Raw genomic sequence first — 21,349 nt, 5'->3', positions numbered from 1 at the left:
CTGGCCAAGGCGCGCACCGAGGAGGAGCTCTTCCCTCAGGACGTGGCGGTGTCCCTCCGCGAACTGTTCGGTCACATGTCCGATGCCATCGAGGGCTTCGCCGTCATGATCACGACCCCGATCGCCGCCAGCGGTGAGGAGGCCGAGGAGCGGCTCGCCGCGCCCTGCTCGCGGAGGTGGACCGCATCCTCGACGAACTGGACATCGACAAGCGCACGGAGCGCATCTTCGAGGAACTCGACCGCCGCTCGGCCGAGCTCCACGAGCGCCATCCACGCCTGCAGGCGGCGCTGCGCAGGCTGCGCGGGGTGACGCGGAGCAGGCCGCGGTCGGAGGGCTGAGCGGCCGGGACGCGGTCCTGACCGCCCCGGCCGGCCGGGGCGGTCAGGGCGACGAGCGCTCGGGAGGCCGGTCGAGGGCGCGCTGAAGGTGCGAGACGAGCCCCCGGCGATGGCCCCGCAGCGCCGCCCGCGCGGCGTTGGCGCCCGGAGCCCCGTGCACCCCTCCGCCGGGATGCGCCGCGGCCGAAGCCAGGTAGAGCCCCTTCAGCGGGGTCTCCGGCCGGCCCGCGCCGGGCGTCGGCCGGAATACCAACTGCTGGTGGAGCGAGGTCGTCCCGCCGTTGATCGCCCCGGCCCGGAGGTTGGCGTCGAGGTTCTCCAGCGTGGTGGGGGAGAGGATGCGACGGGCCTTGATGCGGGCGCGGAACCCGGGGGCGATCCGTTCGACCTGTGCCTCCACCCGGTCGGCCATCGCCTCCTCCTCCCGCCGGTCCCAGGACCCGGTCAGGCCGTCCTCCCCCGCGTCCCCCCGGACCCGGCCGGGCACATGGGTGTAGGCCCACGCGGACTCGGTACCGCCCGGGGACCGGGTCCGGTCGGCGGTGGTCATCTGCCCGAACAGCGCGAACGGCCGGTCCGGCACCTGCCCCATGGAGAGCTGCGACGCGAACCGGGTGAGCGCGTCGACCCCGTCCGCGACATGGACGGTCCCTGCGGACGCCGCCCCCTCGACGGACCAGGGCACCGGCCCGTCCAGCGCCCAGTCGACCTTGAAGGTGGCGTAGTCCCACTGGAACCTGCGCAGATCCGCCAGGAGCTGCCCGGGCAGATGCCGCGCGTCGACCAGCTCGCCGTACAGCGCGGGGGCGGACACATCGGCCAGCACGGCCCGGTGCGCGGGCACGGTCTCCCCGCCGGCCGTGCGTACGGCCACCGCCCGGCCCCCGCGTACGACCACCCCGGTCACCCGCTCACCGCAGCGCAGCGTCCCGCCGCGGCTCTCCAGCCGCCGGACCAGCGCGGACGTGAGCTCTCCGGAACCGCCGACCGGGACGGGGAAACCGTACGTCTGACCGAGCATCGTCATCAGCCAGCCGAAGCCGCCGCTGCCCGCGGCCTCCGGCGCCAGATCCGCGTGCAGGGCGTTGCCCGCGAGCAGCAGCCGCCCGCCCTCCCCGCCGAACTCCTCCTCGCCGAGCCGCCGTACGGGCAGCAGCATGGTCCGGGCCAGGCGCAGACCGCCCGCCCCGCGCACGGCGGCGGCCAGCCGCGCACCGGCGCGCACCGGCGGGAACGGAGTGAACAGCGCGTCGAGCAGCGGAGCCCGCACCTTCTCCCAGACGTCGACCTGGGCCCGCCACGAATCGCCGTCTCCGGGGGCGAAGGCCTCCAGCGACCGGGCGGTCTCCTCGACGCTCCGGCTCAGCACGGCGCACCGGCCGTCGACGAGCGGGTGGGCCAGCACCTGGGGTGCGTGGCTCCACCGCAGCCCGTGTTCGTGCAGCCGGAGCCCGGCGAGGACCGGTGACGCGGCGGCCAGTGGGTAGAACGCGCTGAACACGTCATTGACGTACGCCGGATCGACGCCGCGGTCATGACGTACGGCCCCGCCCGGGGAGTCCTGGGCCTCCAGCACCTCCACGGTCCAGCCCGCGTCGGCCAGCAGATTGGCGGCGACCAGTCCGTTGGGCCCCGCTCCGATCACCACGGCATCCGGCATCGCTCAACACCCCCCGGTTTCGCAGTACTTGGCCAGCCGGTTGAGCATGGCCCGGTGGCGTAGCTGGAGTACCGCGTCCACGGCGACGTTGTGCAGCGCCGCCCCCGCACCCCGCAACGGGTGTTCGTCGACGAGGAGCAGCGTGTTCTCTCCCCAGGGCCGGATCTCGAAGGCGACCCGTGCGGTGCCCAGATGTCCGCTGTCCACTTCCAGCTCCAGGATCCGGGGCGGCTCGCAACGGCGTACGACCGTCTTGTTGTGGAGCTCACACGGGCCGATGCGCACCGTGTAGACCAGGGTCGAACCGACCTCGGGCCACCTGCCGTCCGCCGGCTCGGAGTCGGACGGCCCTACGACCCACCGGTCGTAACTGTCACCGTCGGACAGCACCGCCCAGACAGCGGCCGGGCTCTTCCTGATCAGCTTATGCCGTACAGCCATGAGGCTCCTCCGGCTCCGGCATGGCGGCTGCCGTGCCGCTCCTTTCGTCGTGGTGGCCGCCGGGGGCCCGGCGTGCCATGGGGGTGCTACTCGGCCCGGGCGAACGGGCTGCTGTCGAGACGGGCGAGCAGATCGGCCACGTCCCGGTAGACCGCTGCCGCTCCGGCCTCCTCCAGGTCGTCCCGGGGGATGCCGCCCGAAAGCAGTGCGACGACCGGCACTCCGGCCCGCGACGCCGCCCGCATGTCCCACACGGAGTCGCCCACGAACACCGCTTCGGCGGCCGAAGCGCCCGCGATCTCCAGGGCGTGCTCCACGGGTTCCGGCGCGGGTTTGCCCTCCGAGACGTCTTCCGAGCTCGCCGTGCCCGTGATGACGTCATCCGCGTCGACGGCGGCCCGCAGGGCGGCCAGCTCGCCCCCGCTCGCGGACGTCGCCAGCACGATGCGCCGACCGCGTCCGGCCAGGGCCCGCAACAGGTCCCCGGCACCCTCGAAGGCGGCCAGCCGGTCGAAGTAGGTGGCGTACAACGTCTTGTGCGCGGCACCGATCCGCGCGACCTCGTCCCGGTCCCGGTCGTCGCCGAGCAGATGGGCGATCAGGTCGTCGGAGCCCAGCCCGACGGCCCGGTGGATGTCACACATCGCCACCCGGTGCCCCGCCTGGCGGAAAGCCTCCCACCAGCAGGTGACATGGAGGTGATTGGTGTCGGCGAGCGTGCCGTCGACGTCGAACAGGGCCGCTTGCGGCATGGGGTTCCGCCTTTCTGTCTCTGCCGGCCGCCGGCTCAGGGGAGCGGTGTGCCGCCGGTGGCGTTCATGATCTCGCCGGTGATGTAGCTCGCCCTGGACGAGGCGAGGAACACGTACGCGGGTGCCAGCTCGGCGGGCTGGGCCGGACGCCCCAGAGGGCTCTGCTTCCCGAACTCGGTGGTGTCCGGCATGGTGGCGGGGATCAGCGGGGTCCAGACCGGGCCCGGGGCGACGGCGTTCACGCGGATCCCGTCCGAGGCCAGCGTCTGCGCCAGCCCCTGGGTGAACGTGACGATGGCGCCCTTCGTCATCGCGTAGTCCAGCAGGTGCGGACTCGGCTTGTAGGCCTGTACCGAGGTGGTGTTGATGACCGATCCGCCGGACGGGATGTGCGGCAGCGCCATCTTGCACAGCCAGAACATCCCGTACAGGTTCGTGCGGACGACCCGGTCGAACTGCTGGGTGGAGATCGCCGAGATGCCCTCGGGCCGCGACATCTGGAACGCGGCGTTGTTGACCAGGACGTCGATGCGCCCGAACTCCGACACGGCCCTCTCCACGAGGGCGCGGCACTCCCGCTCGTCACGGATGTCGCACGCCACCGCCACCGCCCGCCTGCCCGCCGACTCGATCAGACGCGTCGTCTCCTGCGCGTCCTCCTCCTCGTCGGGCAGATGGCTGAACAGGACGTCCGCGCCCTCGCGGGCGTAGGCCAGCGCCACGGCCCGGCCGATCCCTGAGTCCCCACCGGTGATGACGGCCCGGCGGCCTTCGAGGAGACCGCTGCCCCGGTAGCTGTCCTCACCGTGGTCGGGCCGCGGGTCCATCGCCTCCGTCCGGCCCGGAGGTTCCTGTTCCTGACCGGGGAAGTCGGGCCGGGGGTGTGCCGTCGTCGGATCCTGGGGCTTTCCGGTCTCGTTCGGCATGGCTGTTCTCCTCACGCTGGGTACGGCGTCGATGGCTGGTGTCGCACCACGGGTACATCCGGCTCCGCCGGCAGGTGCACAGCGCCACGACGAACCGGTCCGACACGGCCACCCGGCCGTCGGCGCCCACGACCTCCACGGGCCCCTCGACCAGCAGCGGTCCCTCGTCGGCCAGTCGGATCCGGCGGGGGCGTTCAGGGCTGTTCGGCACGGATGACCACCAACTCCTCGGTCGTCTCTTCCTCGTCCATCAGCCCCGTCTCCCTCAGCCACCGCAGCCGGGACCGGAGGACGGGGCCCAGTGGCACACGGGCCCGTTCGGTGACCGTGGCGAGCAGCCCGGCCTCGGTGAGCCGGCGCACCGTCGTGCCGCTGTCGCACAGTCCGGAGTGCACCATCAGCAGACGGCCCCCCGGGCGCAGGGCCGCCGGAGCGGTGTCGCAGACCCGGTCCAGGACCGCCCGTCCGTCGCACCCCGCGTCCCAGGCCCGCGCGGCGCCGTGCCGGGGAAGCGCGCCGAGCGGGGAGGGGACGTAGGGCGGATTGCAGATGACCAGGTCGTAGGACCTGCCGGGCAGCGCCGAGAGGAGATCGCTGCGGTGCACGCTGATCCGGCGCCTGCGGATCAGCGCGTTCAGCCGCGCGGTCAGCACCGCCCGCCGGGCGACGTCCACGGCCGTGACGCGCGCGCCGAGCTGGGCGGCGTGCAGCGCGAGCGCCCCGCTGCCCGTCCCGAGGTCCAGGACGTCCGTGTCCGGGCCGATCTGTTCGTGGTTCACCGCTGCCATCAGCAGCTGGGTGTCGTGCTGCGGTGCGTAGACCCCGGGCAGTGTCACCAACCGGGCCGGACGGGTCGATTCCTCGATCACTTCTGCGGACATCCGCTACTCCTTGCGACGGGTGGTTTCACACGCCTGGTTCAAGACTCCGCCGGACCGGGTCCGGCCACCACTTACGGGGGCGTACGGTGCCTCAGCCCTGCCAGTCGGCCAGCAGGCACTCGCCCAGCCGCTCCTCCACGAAGGCGGTCGCCGTCACTCCGAACGCGATGTCTGCCGCCATCTCGGGTTCCTGTTCGAGCAGCCCGCCGACGACCTCCCGGCGCACCACCTGTTCGTGCACGGCGTCCGCCTCGACGTGTTCGGTGTAGAAGAACTCCGCCGCGGGCCCCGCCCCCGCCCGCTGCATGGCCCGGGCCAGGCGCCGGGAAGCCGGCGAGGACGTGATCTCGACGGCGGCGAAGTGCCCCACGAGCGCACCGCGCAACCGCCGGTGCAGCCCGAACAGGGACATCAGGTTGACCAGCGCCAACATGGCGGCGCAGCCCTCGTCGAGGTACCGGCCGTAGGCGGTGTCCAGTCCCAGATCGGACATCAGGTCCGCGAACAGCCGCGCGTGGACGCGGTCCGCCCGCCCCGCCCCGAACTCGTCGTACTCGATCGCCGCCATCCCGGCCTTGGCCCTCCCGCTCAGCCTCGGCAGGACCCAGGCATGCGGATCGGCCTCCTTGAGGTGGTACAGGGAACGCTGGACGGCGTACGCGCGCAGGTGCCGCAGCTCGCCCCGCTCCTGCAGGAACCACGAGACCCCGCTCCCGTGCACCGGCTCCACCTGCAACTCCGCCAGCACGTCGTCCAGCGGGCCGGCCGGGGCGGCGTCGCGCCGCAGGGCCTCCAGGAAGCGCTGCTCCAACGCCGCGCGTACGGCGAGCAGGGGCGGATCCCATTCCAGCTCGGGCCGCACACCGGCGAAACCCCGGTAGTGCAGTTCGTAACAGACGTACAGCGCGAGCTGCAGGTCGTCACCGTAGGGATCGGCGTCCTGGGCGTCACCCGGGTCGGGAAGAGCCCCGGTGCCCCGCAGGTGGGCGATCACACCCGCGGAGAGCGCCCCGCGCTCCATCGGAAGTTCAGGGCCGTCGTGTTCATCGGACATGAGCCGCTCCTGCCCCGTGAAAGGAGAAAACCACACAGGCATCGGGACCGACTGTACGCCGGTAGCCCCGACCCGACCTTTCGGACGGAGTGGGACGTCTAGGGCGCATTCTCGCCCCGGGTCCAGGCCAGCAACCGGTCGGCCGTCCACGTGGTGACGACACGCTCGGGCGGGACACCGCACTCCTCGGCCCGCGCGCACCCGTAGATCTGCCAGTCCAGCTGCCCCGGGGCGTGGGCGTCGGTGTCGATCGAGAAGAGAGCACCGGCCGAGAGCGCCTGCCGGATGAGTGCGCGGGGCGGATCGAGCCGCTCGGGCCGGCAGTTGATCTCCACCGCGGTGCCCGACTCCGCGCACGCGGCGAACACCGCCTCCGCGTCGAACTGCGATTCCGGGCGTCCCCGACCGCTCACCAGCCGCCCCGTGCAGTGGCCGAGCACGTCCGCGTGCGGATGGCGCACGGCGGCGAGCAGCCGCTTCGTCATCTCCTCCCGGCCCATGCGCAGTTTCGAGTGGACGGAGACGACGACCACGTCGAGACGCTCCAGGAGGCCGGGCTCCTGGTCGAGCGATCCGTCCAGGAGGATGTCGCATTCGATCCCGGTGAGCAGACGGAACGGTGCCCAGCGCTCGTTGAGCTCCGCCACGACGTCCAGTTGGCGGCGCAGCCGCTCCGGCGACAGCCCGTTCGCGACGGTCAGCCGCGGGGAGTGGTCGGTGAGCACGGTCCAGGCGTGCCCGAGCTCCGCCGCGGCCCTTCCCATCTCCTCGACGGGGCTTCCCCCGTCGGACCAGTCGGAGTGGGTGTGGCAGTCCCCGCGCATCGCGGCCAGCAACGCCTCACCCCCCTGGGTGAGTGGCTCGGACGCTTCCCGCTCCAACCGCTCCAGGTACCGCGGAGCGGCCCCGGAACCCGCTTCCCTGATCACCTCCGCCGTACGCGGACCGATCCCGCGCACCGCCTCCAGCGAGCCGTGCGCCACCCGGTCCGCGAGTTCGCCGGCGCCCATCTCCTCGACGGCCGCCGCGGCCGTACGGAACGCCTTCACCCGGTAGGTGGCCGCCTGCGACCGCTCCAGCAGGAAGGCGATGCGCCGCAGCGCCGTGACCGCGTCCACCGTCAGGGCCGGGGCGTGTGGTCGGGGTGCCCGTGCGTCCGCCGGGCCTCCTTCATCTCGGCCTCGTACAGATGCCGGCGCCCCGCCACGAGCTCCCTCCGCACCTCGCCCTCCACCTCCATGAACGGCCGGTAGTAGGTGGCGTCGTACGCCTCCACGACCTGATAGGTCCAACAGCCCGGGATGACGTTGCGGCCCAGGATCTCGTGCTCCACGGCATCGGCCTGCCGCGCGTGCCCGGCCATGCGGAGCAGCTCCACGGCCCGGTCCAGCGTCAGGTCTGCGTGGCCCGTGAGCTGGTGGAACGCGTAGAGGTGGCCGCGGGCCCGCTCCACCGTCTCCAGTGCCTCCGTCAAGGCGCCGACGGCCTCCACCGTGGTGTCGCCGACCCCCGGCGGGCGCTCGTGTCCGTCCCCGGCCCCGGTCTCGTCGCGTGTCTCAGCCATGCCTACGACTGTGCACCCCGCGCGGGCCGACCGCGCCCCGTCGGCGGACCGATGGGGTGAGTGGCGGGCCCGAGGCCCCGGGTCCGCTCGAGATGCGCGGACCCCCACCGTCACCAGACTGGATCCCATGGCAGAGAAAACACGCGCCCGCACCGGGCACGCGAAGAAGGCGGCCCCCTCCCGCCGCCCGTCCCGGCAAGGCCCCGAGCAGGCCGCCCGCGCCGCCTGCCGGGGCCTGGAAGGGCTCATCGGCCACCGCACGGAGGGCGTCTCCGCGGTACGGCGCGGTGAGCACGGCTGGCACGTCGTGGTGGACGTGCTCGAAGTCCCGCGCATCCCCGACACCACCAGCCTCCTCGCCTCCTACGAGGTGCAGTTGGACGAGGGCGGCGAGCTCCTGGAGTACAGCAGGGTCCGCCGCTACCGGCGCGGCGCCGCCGACGAGTGATCCCTGCTGTCACCCCCTCTCCCGGAAGGACGCTCCATGACCCCGACCATGTACGCCGACGAAGTCGTCCCGTGTGCTCCGCGGGCCGGCACCCTCTACGACGTTCTCGAACTCATCCTCGACCGGGGCATGGTCATCGATGTGTTCATCAGGGTCTCGCTGGTCGGCATCGAGATCCTCAAGATAGACGCCCGCATCGTGGTGGCGAGCGTGGACACGTATCTGCGTTTCGCCGAGGCGTGCAACCGCCTCGACCTGGAACGGGACTCGCGCAGCACCACCGTCCCCGAGCTGTTCGGCGGCGGCGCGGCCAGGGCCGTCGGCAAGCGGAAGGTGCGCAAGGCCGCCGAGTCCGTGGGTGACACGGTCCGCAGTGTCGTCGGCGCCGGTGACGAGTCCGACGAGGACGCCGACGAGCAGGAGGAACGGCCCAGGAAGCGCCGGGCACCGGCACGCCAGGGCACGTCCGCCAAGCGCCGCCGCGTGGAGGCGTGAGCCGTGACCGCGAGCGGAGTGTACGTCTACGCGATCATCCCCCAGGGCACGCCGCTGCCGAGCCCTGCTCTGGGAGTGGGTGCCCCGCCCGCTCCGCTGCGACTGCTCGACGAGGGCCCGGTCGCCGCTGTGGTGAGCGACGCGCCGCCGCAACTGCGGGCCAGGCGGCGCGACCTGATGGCGCATCAGGAGCTGTTGCTGCGTCTCGCCGACACCTGTCCGGTACTGCCCATGCGGTTCGGCGTGGTCGCCCCGGACGAGGAGACGGTGCGCGGAGAGCTGACCGGGGCACGGAAGAGCCACCTCGCCGCCCTGCGGCACCTCTCCGACGGCGTCGAGATCAATGTCAAGGCCCTCCCCGCCCAGGAGGCGCTCGCCGCCGTCGTGGCCGAGGAGAAGCAGGTACGGAGGCTGCGGGACGAAGTCCGCCGCCGACCCGGCTACGAGGCGAACGTCCGGCTGGGCCAGGCCGTCGCCGCCGCACTCGCCCGCAGGGCCGCGGAGGCCGGGCAGAAGATCATGCAGGCACTCACCCCGCTGGCCCGCGAAGCCGCTGCGGGGCCAGAGGTCGAGGGGTGCGCGCTGAACGTGTCCTTTCTCGTCGACCGGCATCTGGGCGAACACTTCAGGACGGAGGCGCGGAAGCTCGCCGACTCCCATCGCGGGCACGTCGAGCTCCGTATCGCCGGGCCGCTGCCCTGCTACAGCTTCGTCGCCCCGAGGCGCGGCCGGGTGCCGGCGGCGGGTGGCTGACGTGGGACTGATCAGCGGCATTCTTCTGCTTCCCCTCGCGCCCGTCCGAGGCGTGGCCTGGGTGGCCGAGAAGGTCAACGACTGCGCCGACCGGGAGCTTCACGACCCCGGTGTGCTACGGGCTCAACTCGTCGCACTGAACGAGGAATTCGAAAGCGGAAACGTCAGCGCGGCGGAGTTCGAGCGGGAAGAGGAGCAGCTGCTCGAAAGGCTGCACGTCGCCCAGCTCCGGTCCGCCGCCCGTGGACGCCCCGCACCGAACGATCGAAGGTGACTGGACTCATGGAAGATCAGACCAAGGTGACTCTGGCGGCTGCGCTGGTCGGCGGATACGTACTGGGCCGTACCAAGAAGGGGCGGATGGCTCTCACCCTCGCGACCTATCTGGCAGGCAGGCGGTTCGGCCTCGAACCGCGTCAGCTCGCCGCCGAGGGGATGCGCAGGCTCGGGGAGGTGCCCCAGTTCGCCGCTCTGCAGGAACAGCTGAAGGGCGAGGTCCTCGAGTCGGGCCGCAAGGCGCTGACCGCAGCCGCCGACCGTGGCATGAGCTCACTGGCCGACGCGCTCAGCGACCGCACGGCGCGGTTGACCGGCGGCGGTGAGGAGCCGGAGGACCAGGGGGAGCCGGAGGACGAGTACGACGAAGAGGAGGAGCCGGAGGGGGAGGACGAGGAGGACGAGGACGAGGAAGAACCGGACGAGGAAGAACCTGACGAGGAGGACCAGGAGGGCAGGGGCGAGGACGAGGAGGGGCCGGAGGACGAGGGAGAGGAAGAGGAAGAGGGCGAGGACGAGCCTGAAGAGGAGGAAGAGGACGAAGCCGTGGAGGAGGAGCCGCGGCCGCGCAGGCGCTCGGGGCCCCGCACGGACTCGTCCGGTGGGTCGGAGGGCGGCGGTGAGCGCGGCCGGAGGCGCGCTGCGAAGAAGGCGCCTCCGGCGAAGAAGGCCCCCGCGAAGAAGGCCCCCGCCAAGAAGGAATCTGGGGGCAATCAGCCCGATGCCCGGAAGGCCGCCGCGAAGAAGGCCCCGGCCAAGAAGACGCCGGCCAAGAAGGCGCCTCCGGCGAAGAAGGCCCCCGCGAAGAAGGCCCCGGCCAAGAAGGCGCCCCCCGCCAAGAAGGCCCCTGCGAAGAAGGCTGCTGCGAAGAAGGCGCCGCCGAAGAAGACGGCACCCGCCAAGAAGTCCGCGGCCAAGAAGACCAATTCTTCGGCCAAGAAGTCGACGTCATCCAAACGAGCCGCGTCCAAGCGCTCCGAACGCCGGAGGTAGTGAGCATGGCCAGGACGGACAAGGACGAGTCGGGAGCGGCGGAGTCGGGCATGGACCGGCTGCGCGGGGAAGCGTCGAACTTCCTCAGCGCCCAGGTGGAGAAGATCGCGGAGAAGGCCGGCGGGAAGCTCACCGATCTCACCGGCCAGTTGACGGATGTCGCGGAGAACGGCGGTCAGTTGCCCGCCATCGCCTCCCGACTGCTCAAGGGGGAATCACCGGCGAAGGCCTTCATCTCGGAGAAGGCGAAAGGCGTCAAGGACAGTGTCATGGGCAAGGCCAAGGGCGCGTTCGGAGGAGGGGGCGGAGAGGAAGGAGGGGGAGGGAACGAGAGTGGGGGAGAAAGCCGCAAGCCGGGCAGCCCCAAGGTCACCAGCATCATCGAGGTGCTCGACGTAGGGGTGCCCCTCCGCGACGCGTACGACTACTGGACGCAGTACGACAAGTTCAACGACTTCGCCAAGGGCGTCCAGAACGTCTCGAAGAGCGACGAGATGGAGAGCGACTGGAAGGTCAAGATCGCCTTCTCCTCACGCAGCTTCAAGGCGACGGTTCAGGAACAGATCCCGGACGACCGCATCGTCTGGACGTCGGAAGGAGCCAAGGGCTCCACCAAGGGTGTGGTCAGCTTCCACGAACTGGCCCCGAGCCTGACACGGATCGTTCTCGTCGTGGAGTACTACCCCTCGGGCTTCTTCGAGAAGACCGGCAACCTGTGGCGCGCCCAGGGTCGTCGCATGCGACTGGACTTCAAGCACTTCCAGCGCTTCGTCACACTCACCGAGGACGAGCCGGAGGGCTGGCGCGGCGAGATCCGTGACGGCGAGGTCGTGGTGACGCACGAGGAAGCGGTGGAGAGGGAAGAAGCCGAGGACTCCGAAGGCTCCGAGGAGGACGAACAGCCGGAGGAGGACGAGGACGACTACGAGGGGGACGAGGAAGAACCCGAGGAAGAGGACGAGGAAGGCGACGAGGAGGACGAGGAAGAACCCGAGGAAGAAGACGAGGAGGGCGACGAAGGATACGAGGACGAGGACGAGGACGAGGAGGAGCCCGACGACGAAGAGGAGGAGGACGACGAGGACGACGAGGACGACGACGAGGGCCAGGAAGAAGAGGACGAGGATCCCGAACCCCGGTCGAGGCGCCGCCGGAGGCGGTCGTGACCGAGTCCGCCTACCTGACGGAGACCGCTTACCCGGTCCCCGGCCCTCCGGCCTCCAATCTCGCCGACATCCTCGAGCGCGTCCTGGACAAGGGCATCGTCATCGCAGGTGACATCAAGATCGACCTGCTCGACATCGAACTGCTCACCATCCGGCTGCGCCTGTTCGTCGCGTCCGTCGACACGGCGAAGAAGGCCGGGATCGACTGGTGGGAGACCGACCCGGCGCTCAGTTCCCACGCCGCCCGCAACGCGCTCCTGGACGAGAACCGGGACCTGCGCGAGCGCCTGGCCGCGCTTGAGGCCGACGCCGACGACGCACCGGCTCCGACGGAGAAGGAGAGACGAGCCACATGACGCAGCGGACAGCCGAGCCCTCGTCGACCGACGCCGACGCCCTCTACGTTTTCGCCGTCTGCGGCACCCGTGCCCCCGCGGGGTTCACGGGCCTGCCGGGCGTACCCGGTGGGGAAGCCGTACGCACGCTGCCGTTCGGGGAGCTGACCGCCGTCGTCCAGACCGTCCGTGCCGCCGACTTCACCGAAGAGGCCTGGCAGGCCCGGCTGTCCGACCGGCCCCAGCTCGAACGGTACGCGCGCGCCCACCACCACGTGGTCTCGGCGGCGGCCGAGCACGGCCCCGTGGTCCCCCTGCCGCTGGCCACGCTTTACCACGGGGAGCAGCGGGCCCGTTCGGCGCTGGCCGAGGAGACAGCACGTTTCCGGGCCGTGCTGGAGCGCACGGCCGGCCACGCGGAGTGGGGCGTGAAGGTGTACTCGGCCGGGTCCGCGGCCCCGGAGCCGACCGGGCCGGCGCCTTCCGTCCCGGCCGATCGGGCGGCCAGTCCTGCCCCCGGGGCAGGACTGGCCTACTTGGAACGCAAGCGCGGGATGCAGGCGAGGCGCAACCAGCGGCAGGACGAAGCGATCCGCACCGCCGAGGCGGTGGACGCGGAGTTCCGGAAGGTGGCCGCCGCGGCCCGCAGGCTTCGGCCGCACGCCCCGGAGCTTGCCGGAGACCCCCGGGTACAGGTCCTGAACGCCACCTATCTGGTGCCGAAAGCCGGCGAGGCCGAACTCGGCACGCTGACCCGGAGGCTGCGGGAGAGCACCGGGGCGCGGATCGAACTGTCCGGGCCCTGGGTGCCGTACTCCTTCGTCGGCGAGGTGTAGCGGATGTCCCACGACGTCGTCCCCTGGGACAATCCGGAACCCTTGACCGGCCCCATCGGGGTGCCGCTCGTCGACCTGCTCGACCGCGTCCTGGCGACCGGCGTGGTGATCAGCGGTGACCTGGTGATCGCCATCGCGGACGTACCCCTCGTACGGCTCTCGCTCCACGCCCTGCTGTCATCGGTCAGCGAGCGTATCCCCGCACCGTGGGCGGACGGAGGCCCCCTGTGACGACGCCTTCCAGAGTCGACGTGGACCGCGACGCGCTCGGGCGGGACCTGGTCGCCCTGGTCCTGACCGTGGTCGAGTTGCTGCGGCAGCTGATGGAACGCCAGGCCATCCGCCGTATCGATCAGGGCGACCTCACCGACCAGCAGGTCGACGAGATCGGTACCACGCTCATGCTGCTCGACCAGCGGATGGCCGAGCTGTGCGAGCAGCACGGAGTGCGCCCGGAAGACCTGAACCTCGACCTCGGTCCCCTCGGAACCTTGCTGCCGCGCGACTGACGGGGACCGGACGGACGGTGCCGGCGGGAATGCCCGCGCGGCGTCCGCCGGTCCGGTCCTCGGGCCGGGCCCGCCCGGGCCGGCGTCCTGTGCCTTCATGGGTGCACCTCTTGTGCACCTCTTCTACCACCGGAACATTTACTCCCATAACGGTCCTGAACGGGTCTATCCTCGTAGATGTCTTCGGAATGCCGAGGGCTGTACGGGCGGAGGAAGCCATGATCATCGTCGGATTGATCCTCCTTGTCATCGGCCTGGTGGCCGGTATCGGTGTGTTGTGGACGATCGGCATCATCCTGCTGGCCGTCGGAGCCGCCTTGTGGCTCCTGGGGGCACTGGGCCACGCGATCGGGGGCCGTCGGCACTACTGGTGACCGCCGGACGGGTCGCCGCCGTGAGGTTTGAGGCGTGTGCGGCGGGGCAGAGCCCTGATGGCGCGGGAGCGCTCCCACGCCACCAGTGATTCCCTCGCTGCGGATGGAGATCGCACATAATTTGTCATGCCCCCATCAAATTACCCGGCTGGCTGACACGGCTGGGCGGCGTGTTCCTGGCCGCCGCGCTCTGTCTGCTGCCGTGGACGGGTACGGCCCAGGCACACGGCTCCGTCGTCGACCCGGCCTCCCGCAACTACGGCTGCTGGCTCCGCTGGGGCAGTGACTTCCAGAACCCGGCCATGGCGCAGGAAGACCCGATGTGCTGGCAGGCGTGGCAGGCCGATCCGAACGCCATGTGGAACTGGAACGGCCTGTACCGCAACGAGTCCGCCGGCAACTTCCCGGCCGTGATCCCCGACGGGCAGCTGTGCAGCGGCGGCCGGACCGAGAGTGGCCGGTACGACGCGCTGGACACCGTGGGCGCCTGGCGGACCACGGACGTCGCCGACGACTTCACCGTGAGGCTGGAGGACCAGGCCGGCCACGGCGCCGACTACTTCCAGGTGTACGTCACCGAGCAGGGCTTCGACCCCACCGCCCAGCCCCTCACCTGGAGCGCCCTCGAACTGGTCGCCGAGACCGGACGCTACGGGCCCGGCCAGGCCTACGAGATCCCTGTGAGCACGTCGGGTTACAGCGGCCGCCACGTCGTCTACACGATCTGGCAGGCGTCGCACATGGACCAGACGTACTTCCTGTGCAGTGACGTGAACTTCGGCTGATCGTGGCGGTCCCGCCCGCCACCGGCCCGCGGTGATCGATTCGCTGGGTGGACGGGCGGGACCTACCGTCGGATGAGCGGAAATGAACCACTCCCTCATCCGCGGAATCGCGTGCATGCCATGACCGAATCCCAAGCGGCGTCCCCACGAACTGCCGGCACCCCGGAGCGGGGCCACGGCAAGGGAATCGCTCTGCTCGTCATCGCCTCGTGCCAGCTGATGGTGGTCCTCGACGTCACCATCGTGAACATCGCTCTGCCGCACATGCAGAGAGCCCTGGGGTTCTCGACCGAGAACCTGTCCTGGGTGGTCAACGCCTACACCCTGACGTTCGGTGGGCTCCTTCTGCTCGGCGGGCGGCTCGGAGACATCCTCGGGCGCCGGAGGGTCTTCATCTTCGGAGTCCTGCTCTTCGTGCTGGCCTCGCTGCTCGGCGGACTCTCGCAGGAATCCTGGCAGTTGCTCGCCGCGCGGGCCCTGCAAGGGATCGGTGGCGCGATCGCGTCCCCGACGGCCCTCTCGCTCATCACCACCAACTTCGGTGAGGGCCCTGAGCGGAACAGGGCGTTCGGGGTGTTCGCCGCCGTGTCGGCGGGCGGCAGCGCGATCGGTCTGCTGGCGGGCGGGGTGCTCGTGGAGTGGCTCGACTGGCGATGGGTCCTCTTCGTCAACGTCCCCATCGGCGTACTCATCGCCCTGGCGACTCCGCGCCACATCCGGGAGTCCGAACGCCACCCGGGGAATTTCGACCTCCTGGGCGCCCTTATGTCCACGCTCGGCATGGTGCTGCTCGTCTACGGCTTCATCCGTGCGTCGGAGGACGGCTGGAGCAACCCGCTGACCATCGCGGCGTTCGTGGGGGCCGTGGTCTTCCTCGCCCTCTTCATCGCGGTGGAACGCCGGTCGAAGCAGCCCATCACGCCCCTGCGGATGTTCCGTGACCGCAACCGCGCCGGGGCGTACGGGATGATGCTCTGCCTCGCCGCGGCGATGTTCGGGATGTTCTTCTTCCTCACCCTGTTCGTACAGAACGTCCTGGGCTTCAGCCCCCTGCGCGCCGGCCTCGCCTTCCTCCCCGTGAGCGTGCTCGTCGCCGTCAGCGCCGGATTCGCCTCACGGCTGCTGCCCAGGTGGGGCCCGAAGCCGTTCATGGTGACCGGCGCGATCCTCGTCGCGGGCGGACTGGCGTGGCTCTCGCGCGCCGACGCCCACAGCACGTACGCGGGGAGCATCCTCGGACCGATCCTCGTCTTCGGAACCGGTATGGGCATGCAGTTCGTGTCCCTGACCCTGATGGCCGTCTCCGGCGTGGTGCCCCGGGAGGCGGGGGCGGCGTCCGGGCTCCTCAACGCATCGCAGCAGGTGGGCGGTTCCCTCGGGCTGTCGATCCTGGTCACCGTGTTCGGTACGGCCAGCCGCAACGAGGCCACCGACCAGATCCCCCGCTTCCTGTCCCAGGCGACCCCCGCACAGCAACTCGCGTTCCGGCGGACCCGGCAGCTCCCGCACCCGTGGAGCGACCATGTGCTGGCCTCGGGGGTGTCGACCGCCTTCGTCGTCGCCGTCGTGTTCGCGATCGTCGCCGCACTGGTGGCCCTGTTCGTGGTCCAGGTGCGCGCGTCGGACCTGGAGCGGTTGCGGGGCGGAGCCGTGGTGCCCGAGGCCGAACCGGCATCCGAGCCCGGCGGAGCGGACCGGCCGGGGGCCTTTGGGGGCGCCCACGAGCGCGGTCCGCGCAGCGGCAGGGAACCGCCCGGGAGCTGACGGCGACCGGTCTCAGGGGCCCTCGCCGTCGGCGCAGACACGGACCGTGCGCAGCCGGGGGTCGGCGGGGTCCGGGACGTTCATCCCCGCCTCGATCCCCGTGAGCAGGTAACGCAGAACCGGCTCGGTCAGCCGCTCGCCGGGCACGACGGCAGGGATGCCCGGTGGATACGGGGTCACCATTTCGGCGGCGACCCGCCCCACCGCCTCCTCGACCGGGATGTCCTCGACGGCCGAGAAGTAGGCGTCGCGTGGCAGACACACCTGGGGCTGCCTCAGCTCGGCGGGGGAGGGGATCACCATCTCCGGACCGGAGCCGAGCGAATGCGCGGTGCCGGCCAGCTCACGCAGGGCGGTGAGCAGGCGCCCGGCCGTCTCCGCGTCGTCGGCGTGGGTGAGCTGCGCGCTGATCCTGCGGTGGTCGACCAGGTGCAGGTCGATGTGGTGGTTCTCCCGCAGCCAGTCGGCCGCCCGGTAGCCGGAGGTGCCGAGCCCGGTGATGTCGATGACGACCGGCAGCGGGTCGAAGTCCTCGCCCGCGCCGGGCCCGCAGAAGTCGGCACGGTCGTTGACGTGCATACCGCCGATGCCCTCGATCTCCTGCCGGACCCTGGCCGCGAGGTCCAGCGCTCCGGTCAGCAGGGCCTGGCCGTCCGAGACCATCTGGCGGCGCCAGCCGTCGATGCCCGCGTACAGCAGTACCGAGGGGCTCGTCGTGCCCAGCAGGTCCGCGCGCGAGGCCAGCGTGTCGTGGTCGACGAGGTCGCCCTGGAGGTGGAAGACCGAGCCCTGCTCCAGGCCGCTGCCCATTTTGTGGATGCTGGTGACACAGACGTCCGCCCCCGCGTCCATGGCCCAGGACGGCAGGCCGGGGTGGAAGGGCAGATGCGCGCCCCACGCCTCGTCGACGACCAGGGGTCGGCCTCGGCGGTGGCACACCTCGGCGATGGCCGCCAGGTCGGCGGTGGAACCGTACGGGGTCGGACTCGTCACCAGGGCGCCCCGGGCATCCGGGTGCTCCTGGAACGCCTGCTCGTACGCCTCCGCCGACGGGGCGTGGGCCAGGTGCCGTTCGGCGTCCCACTGCGGGTCGATCCAGACGGGCTCGATCCCGGAGAGGATCAGACCCGCCACCACCGACTTGTGGGCGTCCCGGCCGACCAGGAGCTTCTCACCGTGCCAGGCCACGCTGAGCATGGCCGCCTTGACGGAGAGGGAGCTGCCGCAGGTGGAGAAGAAGGTGTGCTCCGCGTGAACGGCGTCCGCCATCAGCTCCTCGGCCCGCTGGAGGACCCCCGAGCGTGTCCTGCGGTCGTCCAGGCCACCGCTGGCGAGGACGTCGCCGAGGAACACGGCGTCGCCCAGGACGGCACGCACCTCCGGTGCGGCGCCCCGGGCGTGTTTGTGCCCCGGCGGCGAGAAGCCGAGCTGCTTCCTCTCCTGGTATGCGGCGAGTGCTTCCAGTACGGGCGCTTGCGTGTGATCCATGCGCATGTGCGACGCCTTCCCCCGCCGGCCCCGGGCCAATCAGGACGTCACAGCAGGTTCACCAGGCGTACGTAGCGCACCCAGTCCCAGTTCACCCCCGGGTCGGTGTGGTCGCTGCCGGGAACCTCGTGGTGGCCGATGATGTGGGCTCGGTCCTTGGGCAGACCGTGCCGGTCGCAGATGTCCGCCGTGAGCCGGGCCGACTGCTCGTACATGGCATGGGTGAAGTACGAGGGCTGGTCCACCCAGCCCTCGTGCTCGATGCCGATGCTGCGGGTGTTGTAGTCCCAGTTGCCGGCGTGCCAGGCGACATCCTTCTCACGCACGCACTGGGCGACGTACCCGTCCCCCGAGCGCACCACGTAATGGGCGGACACCTGTTTGGCCGGGTTCTTGAAGATGTTCACGGTGTCGGTGAACGTCTCCTGGGCGACGTGGATGACGACGAAGTCGACCGGGTAGGCGGAAGGGCGGTCCGACGCCGTGTAGTTGGAGGTGGACGCCGGGGCCGAGTGGGCCAGGGCGTAGTCCGTGTCGGCCGTGGAGGCGGCCACGGCGCGGACCGAGGCGGGTAACAGCGCCGCGGTGGCCGTGACCGCGGCGCCCTGAAGAAGTCTCCTGCGGTGCATCGGTACTCCTGTCGTGGGGGAGGGCGACCGAGGTCGCGCCTGCTGGGCGGTGTCCGTACTCCGGACCGCGTCGTCCGGTTCCGGGCCGCCCCACCGTACGGCCGTGACGCGGGCGGCGGAAGACGGCGGCGGGGGCTGAGCCGCGCACGGCCCGCCCCGCCCCGTCCCCTCAGACCTCCGCCGACGGGCCGGCCGGGACGCCGGCCAGCGCGGCCGCCGGATCGTCGTCCGCCGGTCCGGCCGGGACCCAGCGGCCCCGCTCCCTGCGGTAGGGCCACCAGCGACCCTCCCGGCCGTACCGCAGCTGCGCGTCGGCGCCCACCACGGTCCAGCGGTTGTGCGCCTGCCTCAGCCGGGGGCTCTCGCCGTCCTCCCAGGCGGCGGCGAGCCGCGCCCGGGCCCGTGCGAGTTCCCGCGGGTCGGGTGTCCATTTCTCGTCGTACACGGCCAGCGCCGCGGCCCCGCCGTACCGCCAGGCCGACACGGCGGCGTCGAGGTCGGCATGCTGCCGTCCCGAGGTGCTGGCGATGCGGGCCAGGACGCGCGCGTCGGACCGGGCCGCGACGGCCAGCCGTACGGCGTCCTGGTCCGGGGTCGGCTCCGGAGCCGGAGGACGCAGTGCGTGACGGTCTGACAGGGCGTCCGCCAGCATCGCGAAGGCGCGAACCGCGCTGTCCGCCGCCAGTACCTCCAGCGCCGCGGGATCCACGTCCGCCGCCGGAGCGGCCTCCGTGTCCAGCGACGGGGGAGAGCCCGGCGACGGGGGCAGCGGAGGGGGAGCGGGCAGCGGCGGCAGGATGTCCCGCGCCGCGAACGCCTCGTCGGCCCGGACGCCGGCCGGCGGACCGGCGGGCACCCTCCTGCCGTCCTGGGGTTCACGGAGGACCCGGGCGGCGCTGCGCGCCTGCAGCTCGTCGAGCAGCCGCCGCTCCGACCGGCCCCGCAACAGCAGCAGGACGAACGGATCGTGGTCCAGCAGCCGCGCCACCTGGTAGCACAGGGCTCCCGTATGGGCGCAGTGGTCCCACGCCTCGCAGGCGCACTCGGGCTCCAGGTCCCCGATCCCGGGAAGCAGGTGGACCCCGGCAGCCGCCGCGTCCTCCACCAGGTGGGTGGGCATCTCCCGGTCGAGCAACGCCGCGATGTGCCCGGACCGTTCGGACGCCATGTCCAGGAAGCGGTCCCACTCCTCCTCGCTCAGGCGCTGGAGCAGCACGTCGCTGCGGTGCACCGTCGCATCGCGCTCCTGGACGACGGCCGTGATCCGGCCGGGCCGGACCGAGACCGCGCCCACCCGGCCCTCCCGGGCCAGCCGGCGTCCCTGTTTGAGCTGCCGGCCGTCCAGCGCGGTCTCCTCCAGCGCCTTCAGCCACGCCCGCCCCCACCAGGACGACGCGAAACCGCGTCCCGGCGCGGGAGACATCGCGGCGAACGTACGCTCCGGTTCGTCGAGGCCGTCGTTCATCGTGCTCCCCCTCGAAGTGCGACCAGATCGGCCAGTTCCGCGTCCGTCAGTTCCGACAGCGCGCTCTCCCCGGTGCCGAGCACCGCGTCCGCCAGCCCCTGCTTGCGTGCCAGCATCCCGGCGATCCGGTCCTCGACGGTCCCCTCGGCGATCAGCCGGTGCACCTGCACCGGCTGCGTCTGACCGATCCGGTACGCGCGGTCGGTGGCCTGGGCCTCCACCGCCGGGTTCCACCAGCGGTCGAAGTGCACCACATGACCGGCCCGGGTCAGGTTGAGCCCCGTACCCGCGGCCTTCAGGGACAGCAGGAACACCGGGGCCTCACCCGCCTGGAAGCGGCTCACCATGGCTTCCCGCTCGGCCACCGGGGTGCCCCCGTGCAGGAACTGGGTCCGCACTCCGCGCGTGGCCAGATGCCGCTCCAGCAGCCGTGCCATCCGCACGTACTGGGTGAACACCAGGACGCTCGCGCCCTCTGCCAGGATCGTGTCGAGCAGCTCGTCCAGCAGCTCGACCTTCCCCGACCGGTCCGCGATCCGGGGGTCCTCCTCCTTCAGGTACTGCGCAGGGTGGTTGCAGATCTGCTTGAGCGCGGTGAGCAGCTTCATGACGAGTCCGCGGCGCGTGAGGCCGTCGGCGGCGGAGATCTCCGCCAGCGTCTCCCGCACCACCGCCTCGTACAGGCCGGTCTGCTCCGCGGTGAGGGAGACCGCGCGGTCCGTCTCCGTCTTGGGCGGCAGCTCCGGGGCGATGCCCGGGTCGGACTTGCGACGGCGGAGCAGGAACGGGCGGACGAGCGAGGCCAGCCGTTCGGCGGCGGCCGGGTCGTCGCCGCCCTCCACCGCGCTGGCGTACCGGTCACGGAACGTCCCCAGGCGGCCGAGCAGCCCGGGGGTGGTCCAGTCGAGGATCGCCCACAGCTCCGAGAGGTTGTTCTCCACGGGGGTGCCGGTGAGCGCGACACGCGCCCGCCCGCCGATCGTCCGCAGCTGTTTCGCGGTCGCCGAGTGCGGGTTCTTGACGTGCTGGGCCTCGTCCGCGACGACCAGGCCCCAGGGCGTCCGCGCGAGCCGGGCCGCGTCCAGGCGCATGGTGCCGTAGGTGGTCAGGACGAACTCGCCGTCAGCGACGCCCTGGAGACACCGTGACGCGCCGTGGAAGCGGCGGACGGGCGTGCCCGGGGCGAACTTCTCGATCTCCCGCTGCCAGTTGCCCATCAGGGACGTCGGGCACACCACGAGGGTCGGACCAGCAGCCGGCCCGAGACCCTGACGGTGGAGATGGAGAGCGATGAGGGTGATGGTCTTGCCGAGCCCCATGTCGTCCGCGAGGCAGCCGCCGAGCCCCAGCGACGCCATGGTGTGCAGCCAGTTCAGTCCGCGCAGCTGGTAGTCTGTCTCTTATACACATCTCT

The 21,349-nt window shown here is 71.5% G+C and carries 24 protein-coding genes and 3 pseudogenes; 14 read left to right on the top strand and 13 right to left on the bottom strand.

The features are described 5' to 3' along the window. Positions 1 to 341 (top strand): annotated as a pseudogene (locus tag IH13_RS42050) (hypothetical protein); the annotation flags it as partial. Positions 342 to 384: 43 nt separating this feature from the next. Here the strand turns inward: IH13_RS42050 and IH13_RS0104785 are convergent. The 9 genes and pseudogenes from IH13_RS0104785 to IH13_RS0104750 all read right to left on the bottom strand — a co-directional run bounded on the left by IH13_RS0104785 (position 385) and on the right by IH13_RS0104750 (position 7,619). Then, a complete protein-coding gene (locus IH13_RS0104785; protein WP_031081267.1) occupies positions 385 to 2,001 on the bottom strand; it encodes a phytoene desaturase family protein in 1,617 nt (538 codons plus the stop codon). 3 nt (positions 2,002 to 2,004) lie between these two features. Continuing rightward, positions 2,005 to 2,442, bottom strand: coding sequence for an SRPBCC family protein (locus IH13_RS0104780; protein WP_031081264.1), 438 nt, complete (start codon positions 2,440 to 2,442; stop codon positions 2,005 to 2,007). Between the two features lie 86 nt (positions 2,443 to 2,528). Further along, positions 2,529 to 3,194, bottom strand: a complete 666-nt coding sequence (locus IH13_RS0104775; protein ID WP_031081262.1) for an HAD family hydrolase — start codon at positions 3,192 to 3,194, stop codon at positions 2,529 to 2,531. Between the two features lie 35 nt (positions 3,195 to 3,229). After that, on the bottom strand, positions 3,230 to 4,120 hold the full coding sequence (locus tag IH13_RS0104770) for an SDR family oxidoreductase (protein ID WP_031081261.1): 891 nt from the start codon (positions 4,118 to 4,120) through the stop codon (positions 3,230 to 3,232). A 40-nt stretch (positions 4,121 to 4,160) separates the two neighbouring features. Beyond that, positions 4,161 to 4,331 (bottom strand): annotated as a pseudogene (locus tag IH13_RS45495) (CDGSH iron-sulfur domain-containing protein); the annotation flags it as partial. After that, positions 4,315 to 5,001 (bottom strand): HemK2/MTQ2 family protein methyltransferase, encoded by a 687-nt coding sequence (locus IH13_RS0104765; protein WP_031081259.1) that lies wholly within the window; start codon positions 4,999 to 5,001, stop codon positions 4,315 to 4,317. The gene IH13_RS0104765 and the pseudogene IH13_RS45495, both read right to left, overlap by 17 nt. Positions 5,002 to 5,092: 91 nt before the next feature. After that, positions 5,093 to 6,055, bottom strand: a complete 963-nt coding sequence (locus tag IH13_RS0104760; protein WP_031081258.1) for an iron-containing redox enzyme family protein — start codon at positions 6,053 to 6,055, stop codon at positions 5,093 to 5,095. A gap of 98 nt (positions 6,056 to 6,153) precedes the next feature. Further along, positions 6,154 to 7,173, bottom strand: a complete 1,020-nt coding sequence (locus tag IH13_RS0104755; RefSeq protein ID WP_031081256.1) for a PHP domain-containing protein — start codon at positions 7,171 to 7,173, stop codon at positions 6,154 to 6,156. 2 nt (positions 7,174 to 7,175) lie between these two features. Continuing rightward, entirely contained in the window at positions 7,176 to 7,619 is a 444-nt protein-coding gene (locus tag IH13_RS0104750; protein ID WP_031081254.1) for a hypothetical protein, read from the bottom strand. Positions 7,620 to 7,746: 127 nt separating this feature from the next. Between IH13_RS0104750 and IH13_RS0104745 the strand changes: the two genes are divergently transcribed. The 13 genes from IH13_RS0104745 to IH13_RS0104685 all read left to right on the top strand — a co-directional run bounded on the left by IH13_RS0104745 (position 7,747) and on the right by IH13_RS0104685 (position 16,353). Next, on the top strand, positions 7,747 to 8,067 hold the full coding sequence (locus IH13_RS0104745; RefSeq protein WP_031081251.1) for a gas vesicle protein GvpO: 321 nt from the start codon (positions 7,747 to 7,749) through the stop codon (positions 8,065 to 8,067). 36 nt (positions 8,068 to 8,103) lie between these two features. Continuing rightward, a complete protein-coding gene (gvpJ, locus tag IH13_RS0104740) occupies positions 8,104 to 8,562 on the top strand; it encodes a gas vesicle protein GvpJ (protein ID WP_031081250.1) in 459 nt (152 codons plus the stop codon). Between the two features lie 3 nt (positions 8,563 to 8,565). Beyond that, positions 8,566 to 9,315 (top strand): GvpL/GvpF family gas vesicle protein, encoded by a 750-nt coding sequence (locus IH13_RS0104735; protein WP_031081249.1) that lies wholly within the window; start codon positions 8,566 to 8,568, stop codon positions 9,313 to 9,315. Position 9,316: 1 nt separating this feature from the next. After that, positions 9,317 to 9,589 (top strand): gas vesicle protein GvpG, encoded by a 273-nt coding sequence (locus IH13_RS0104730; RefSeq protein ID WP_031081247.1) that lies wholly within the window; start codon positions 9,317 to 9,319, stop codon positions 9,587 to 9,589. Positions 9,590 to 9,597: 8 nt separating this feature from the next. Beyond that, positions 9,598 to 10,584, top strand: a complete 987-nt coding sequence (locus IH13_RS43320) for a hypothetical protein (protein WP_031081245.1) — start codon at positions 9,598 to 9,600, stop codon at positions 10,582 to 10,584. A 5-nt stretch (positions 10,585 to 10,589) separates the two neighbouring features. Next, positions 10,590 to 11,750, top strand: a complete 1,161-nt coding sequence (locus IH13_RS0104720; protein WP_031081243.1) for an SRPBCC family protein — start codon at positions 10,590 to 10,592, stop codon at positions 11,748 to 11,750. Then, entirely contained in the window at positions 11,747 to 12,106 is a 360-nt protein-coding gene (locus tag IH13_RS0104715; RefSeq protein ID WP_031081241.1) for a gas vesicle protein, read from the top strand. Before IH13_RS0104720 ends, IH13_RS0104715 begins: the two co-directional genes overlap by 4 nt. Then, positions 12,103 to 12,921 (top strand): GvpL/GvpF family gas vesicle protein, encoded by an 819-nt coding sequence (locus IH13_RS0104710; protein ID WP_031081240.1) that lies wholly within the window; start codon positions 12,103 to 12,105, stop codon positions 12,919 to 12,921. Before IH13_RS0104715 ends, IH13_RS0104710 begins: the two co-directional genes overlap by 4 nt. Positions 12,922 to 12,924: 3 nt before the next feature. After that, positions 12,925 to 13,152: a gas vesicle protein gene (locus IH13_RS0104705; RefSeq protein WP_031081239.1), complete on the top strand. Its 228-nt coding sequence runs from the start codon at positions 12,925 to 12,927 to the stop codon at positions 13,150 to 13,152. Further along, positions 13,149 to 13,430: a gas vesicle protein K gene (locus tag IH13_RS0104700; RefSeq protein ID WP_031081238.1), complete on the top strand. Its 282-nt coding sequence runs from the start codon at positions 13,149 to 13,151 to the stop codon at positions 13,428 to 13,430. The genes IH13_RS0104705 and IH13_RS0104700 overlap by 4 nt, the downstream gene beginning before the upstream one ends. Before the next feature lie 218 nt (positions 13,431 to 13,648). Further along, positions 13,649 to 13,804: a DUF6131 family protein gene (locus tag IH13_RS43835; RefSeq protein ID WP_199814600.1), complete on the top strand. Its 156-nt coding sequence runs from the start codon at positions 13,649 to 13,651 to the stop codon at positions 13,802 to 13,804. Between the two features lie 170 nt (positions 13,805 to 13,974). Then, positions 13,975 to 14,589: a lytic polysaccharide monooxygenase auxiliary activity family 9 protein gene (locus IH13_RS0104690; protein ID WP_110084969.1), complete on the top strand. Its 615-nt coding sequence runs from the start codon at positions 13,975 to 13,977 to the stop codon at positions 14,587 to 14,589. A 120-nt stretch (positions 14,590 to 14,709) separates the two neighbouring features. After that, a complete protein-coding gene (locus IH13_RS0104685; RefSeq protein WP_031081236.1) occupies positions 14,710 to 16,353 on the top strand; it encodes an MFS transporter in 1,644 nt (547 codons plus the stop codon). A gap of 12 nt (positions 16,354 to 16,365) precedes the next feature. On the opposite strand, the gene IH13_RS0104680 is transcribed toward IH13_RS0104685, so the two are convergent. The 4 genes and pseudogenes from IH13_RS0104680 to IH13_RS0104665 all read right to left on the bottom strand — a co-directional run. After that, on the bottom strand, positions 16,366 to 17,847 hold the full coding sequence (locus tag IH13_RS0104680) for an aminotransferase class I/II-fold pyridoxal phosphate-dependent enzyme (protein ID WP_031081235.1): 1,482 nt from the start codon (positions 17,845 to 17,847) through the stop codon (positions 16,366 to 16,368). A 41-nt stretch (positions 17,848 to 17,888) separates the two neighbouring features. Further along, positions 17,889 to 18,470, bottom strand: coding sequence for an N-acetylmuramoyl-L-alanine amidase (locus tag IH13_RS0104675; RefSeq protein ID WP_031081234.1), 582 nt, complete (start codon positions 18,468 to 18,470; stop codon positions 17,889 to 17,891). A gap of 169 nt (positions 18,471 to 18,639) precedes the next feature. Further along, complete coding sequence (locus tag IH13_RS0104670; protein WP_031081233.1) at positions 18,640 to 19,935, bottom strand: SWIM zinc finger family protein; 1,296 nt, start codon at positions 19,933 to 19,935, stop codon at positions 18,640 to 18,642. Continuing rightward, a pseudogene (locus tag IH13_RS0104665) lies at positions 19,932 to 21,329 on the bottom strand (DEAD/DEAH box helicase); the annotation flags it as partial. The pseudogene IH13_RS0104665 and the gene IH13_RS0104670, both read right to left, overlap by 4 nt. Between the last annotated feature and the right edge of the window lie 20 nt (positions 21,330 to 21,349).

This window comes from Streptomyces sp. NRRL WC-3549 (genome assembly GCF_000721935.1).
Classification (GTDB): Bacteria; Actinomycetota; Actinomycetes; order Streptomycetales; family Streptomycetaceae; genus Streptomyces.
The sequence above is the reverse complement of the archived record's forward strand: the minus strand, read 5'-3'. Positions and strand labels throughout refer to the sequence as shown.

Bases quoted from the DNA above. Each gene is read 5' to 3' on its own strand.
- IH13_RS43320 (WP_031081245.1), top strand. From the start codon at position 9,598: ATGGAAGATCAGACCAAGGTGACTCTGGCGGCTGCGCTGGTCGGCGGA.
- IH13_RS0104785 (WP_031081267.1), bottom strand. From the start codon at position 2,001: ATGCCGGATGCCGTGGTGATCGGAGCGGGGCCCAACGGACTGGTCGCC.
- IH13_RS0104780 (WP_031081264.1), bottom strand. From the start codon at position 2,442: ATGGCTGTACGGCATAAGCTGATCAGGAAGAGCCCGGCCGCTGTCTGG.
- IH13_RS0104765 (WP_031081259.1), bottom strand. From the start codon at position 5,001: ATGTCCGCAGAAGTGATCGAGGAATCGACCCGTCCGGCCCGGTTGGTG.
- gvpJ (WP_031081250.1), top strand. From the start codon at position 8,104: ATGACCCCGACCATGTACGCCGACGAAGTCGTCCCGTGTGCTCCGCGG.
- IH13_RS0104750 (WP_031081254.1), bottom strand. From the start codon at position 7,619: ATGGCTGAGACACGCGACGAGACCGGGGCCGGGGACGGACACGAGCGC.
- IH13_RS0104670 (WP_031081233.1), bottom strand. From the start codon at position 19,935: ATGAACGACGGCCTCGACGAACCGGAGCGTACGTTCGCCGCGATGTCT.
- IH13_RS0104770 (WP_031081261.1), bottom strand. From the start codon at position 4,120: ATGCCGAACGAGACCGGAAAGCCCCAGGATCCGACGACGGCACACCCC.
- IH13_RS0104760 (WP_031081258.1), bottom strand. From the start codon at position 6,055: ATGTCCGATGAACACGACGGCCCTGAACTTCCGATGGAGCGCGGGGCG.
- IH13_RS43835 (WP_199814600.1), top strand. From the start codon at position 13,649: ATGATCATCGTCGGATTGATCCTCCTTGTCATCGGCCTGGTGGCCGGT.
- IH13_RS0104675 (WP_031081234.1), bottom strand. From the start codon at position 18,470: ATGCACCGCAGGAGACTTCTTCAGGGCGCCGCGGTCACGGCCACCGCG.
- IH13_RS0104775 (WP_031081262.1), bottom strand. From the start codon at position 3,194: ATGCCGCAAGCGGCCCTGTTCGACGTCGACGGCACGCTCGCCGACACC.
- IH13_RS0104685 (WP_031081236.1), top strand. From the start codon at position 14,710: ATGACCGAATCCCAAGCGGCGTCCCCACGAACTGCCGGCACCCCGGAG.
- IH13_RS0104745 (WP_031081251.1), top strand. From the start codon at position 7,747: ATGGCAGAGAAAACACGCGCCCGCACCGGGCACGCGAAGAAGGCGGCC.
- IH13_RS0104705 (WP_031081239.1), top strand. From the start codon at position 12,925: ATGTCCCACGACGTCGTCCCCTGGGACAATCCGGAACCCTTGACCGGC.
- IH13_RS0104710 (WP_031081240.1), top strand. From the start codon at position 12,103: ATGACGCAGCGGACAGCCGAGCCCTCGTCGACCGACGCCGACGCCCTC.
- IH13_RS0104720 (WP_031081243.1), top strand. From the start codon at position 10,590: ATGGCCAGGACGGACAAGGACGAGTCGGGAGCGGCGGAGTCGGGCATG.
- IH13_RS0104680 (WP_031081235.1), bottom strand. From the start codon at position 17,847: ATGCGCATGGATCACACGCAAGCGCCCGTACTGGAAGCACTCGCCGCA.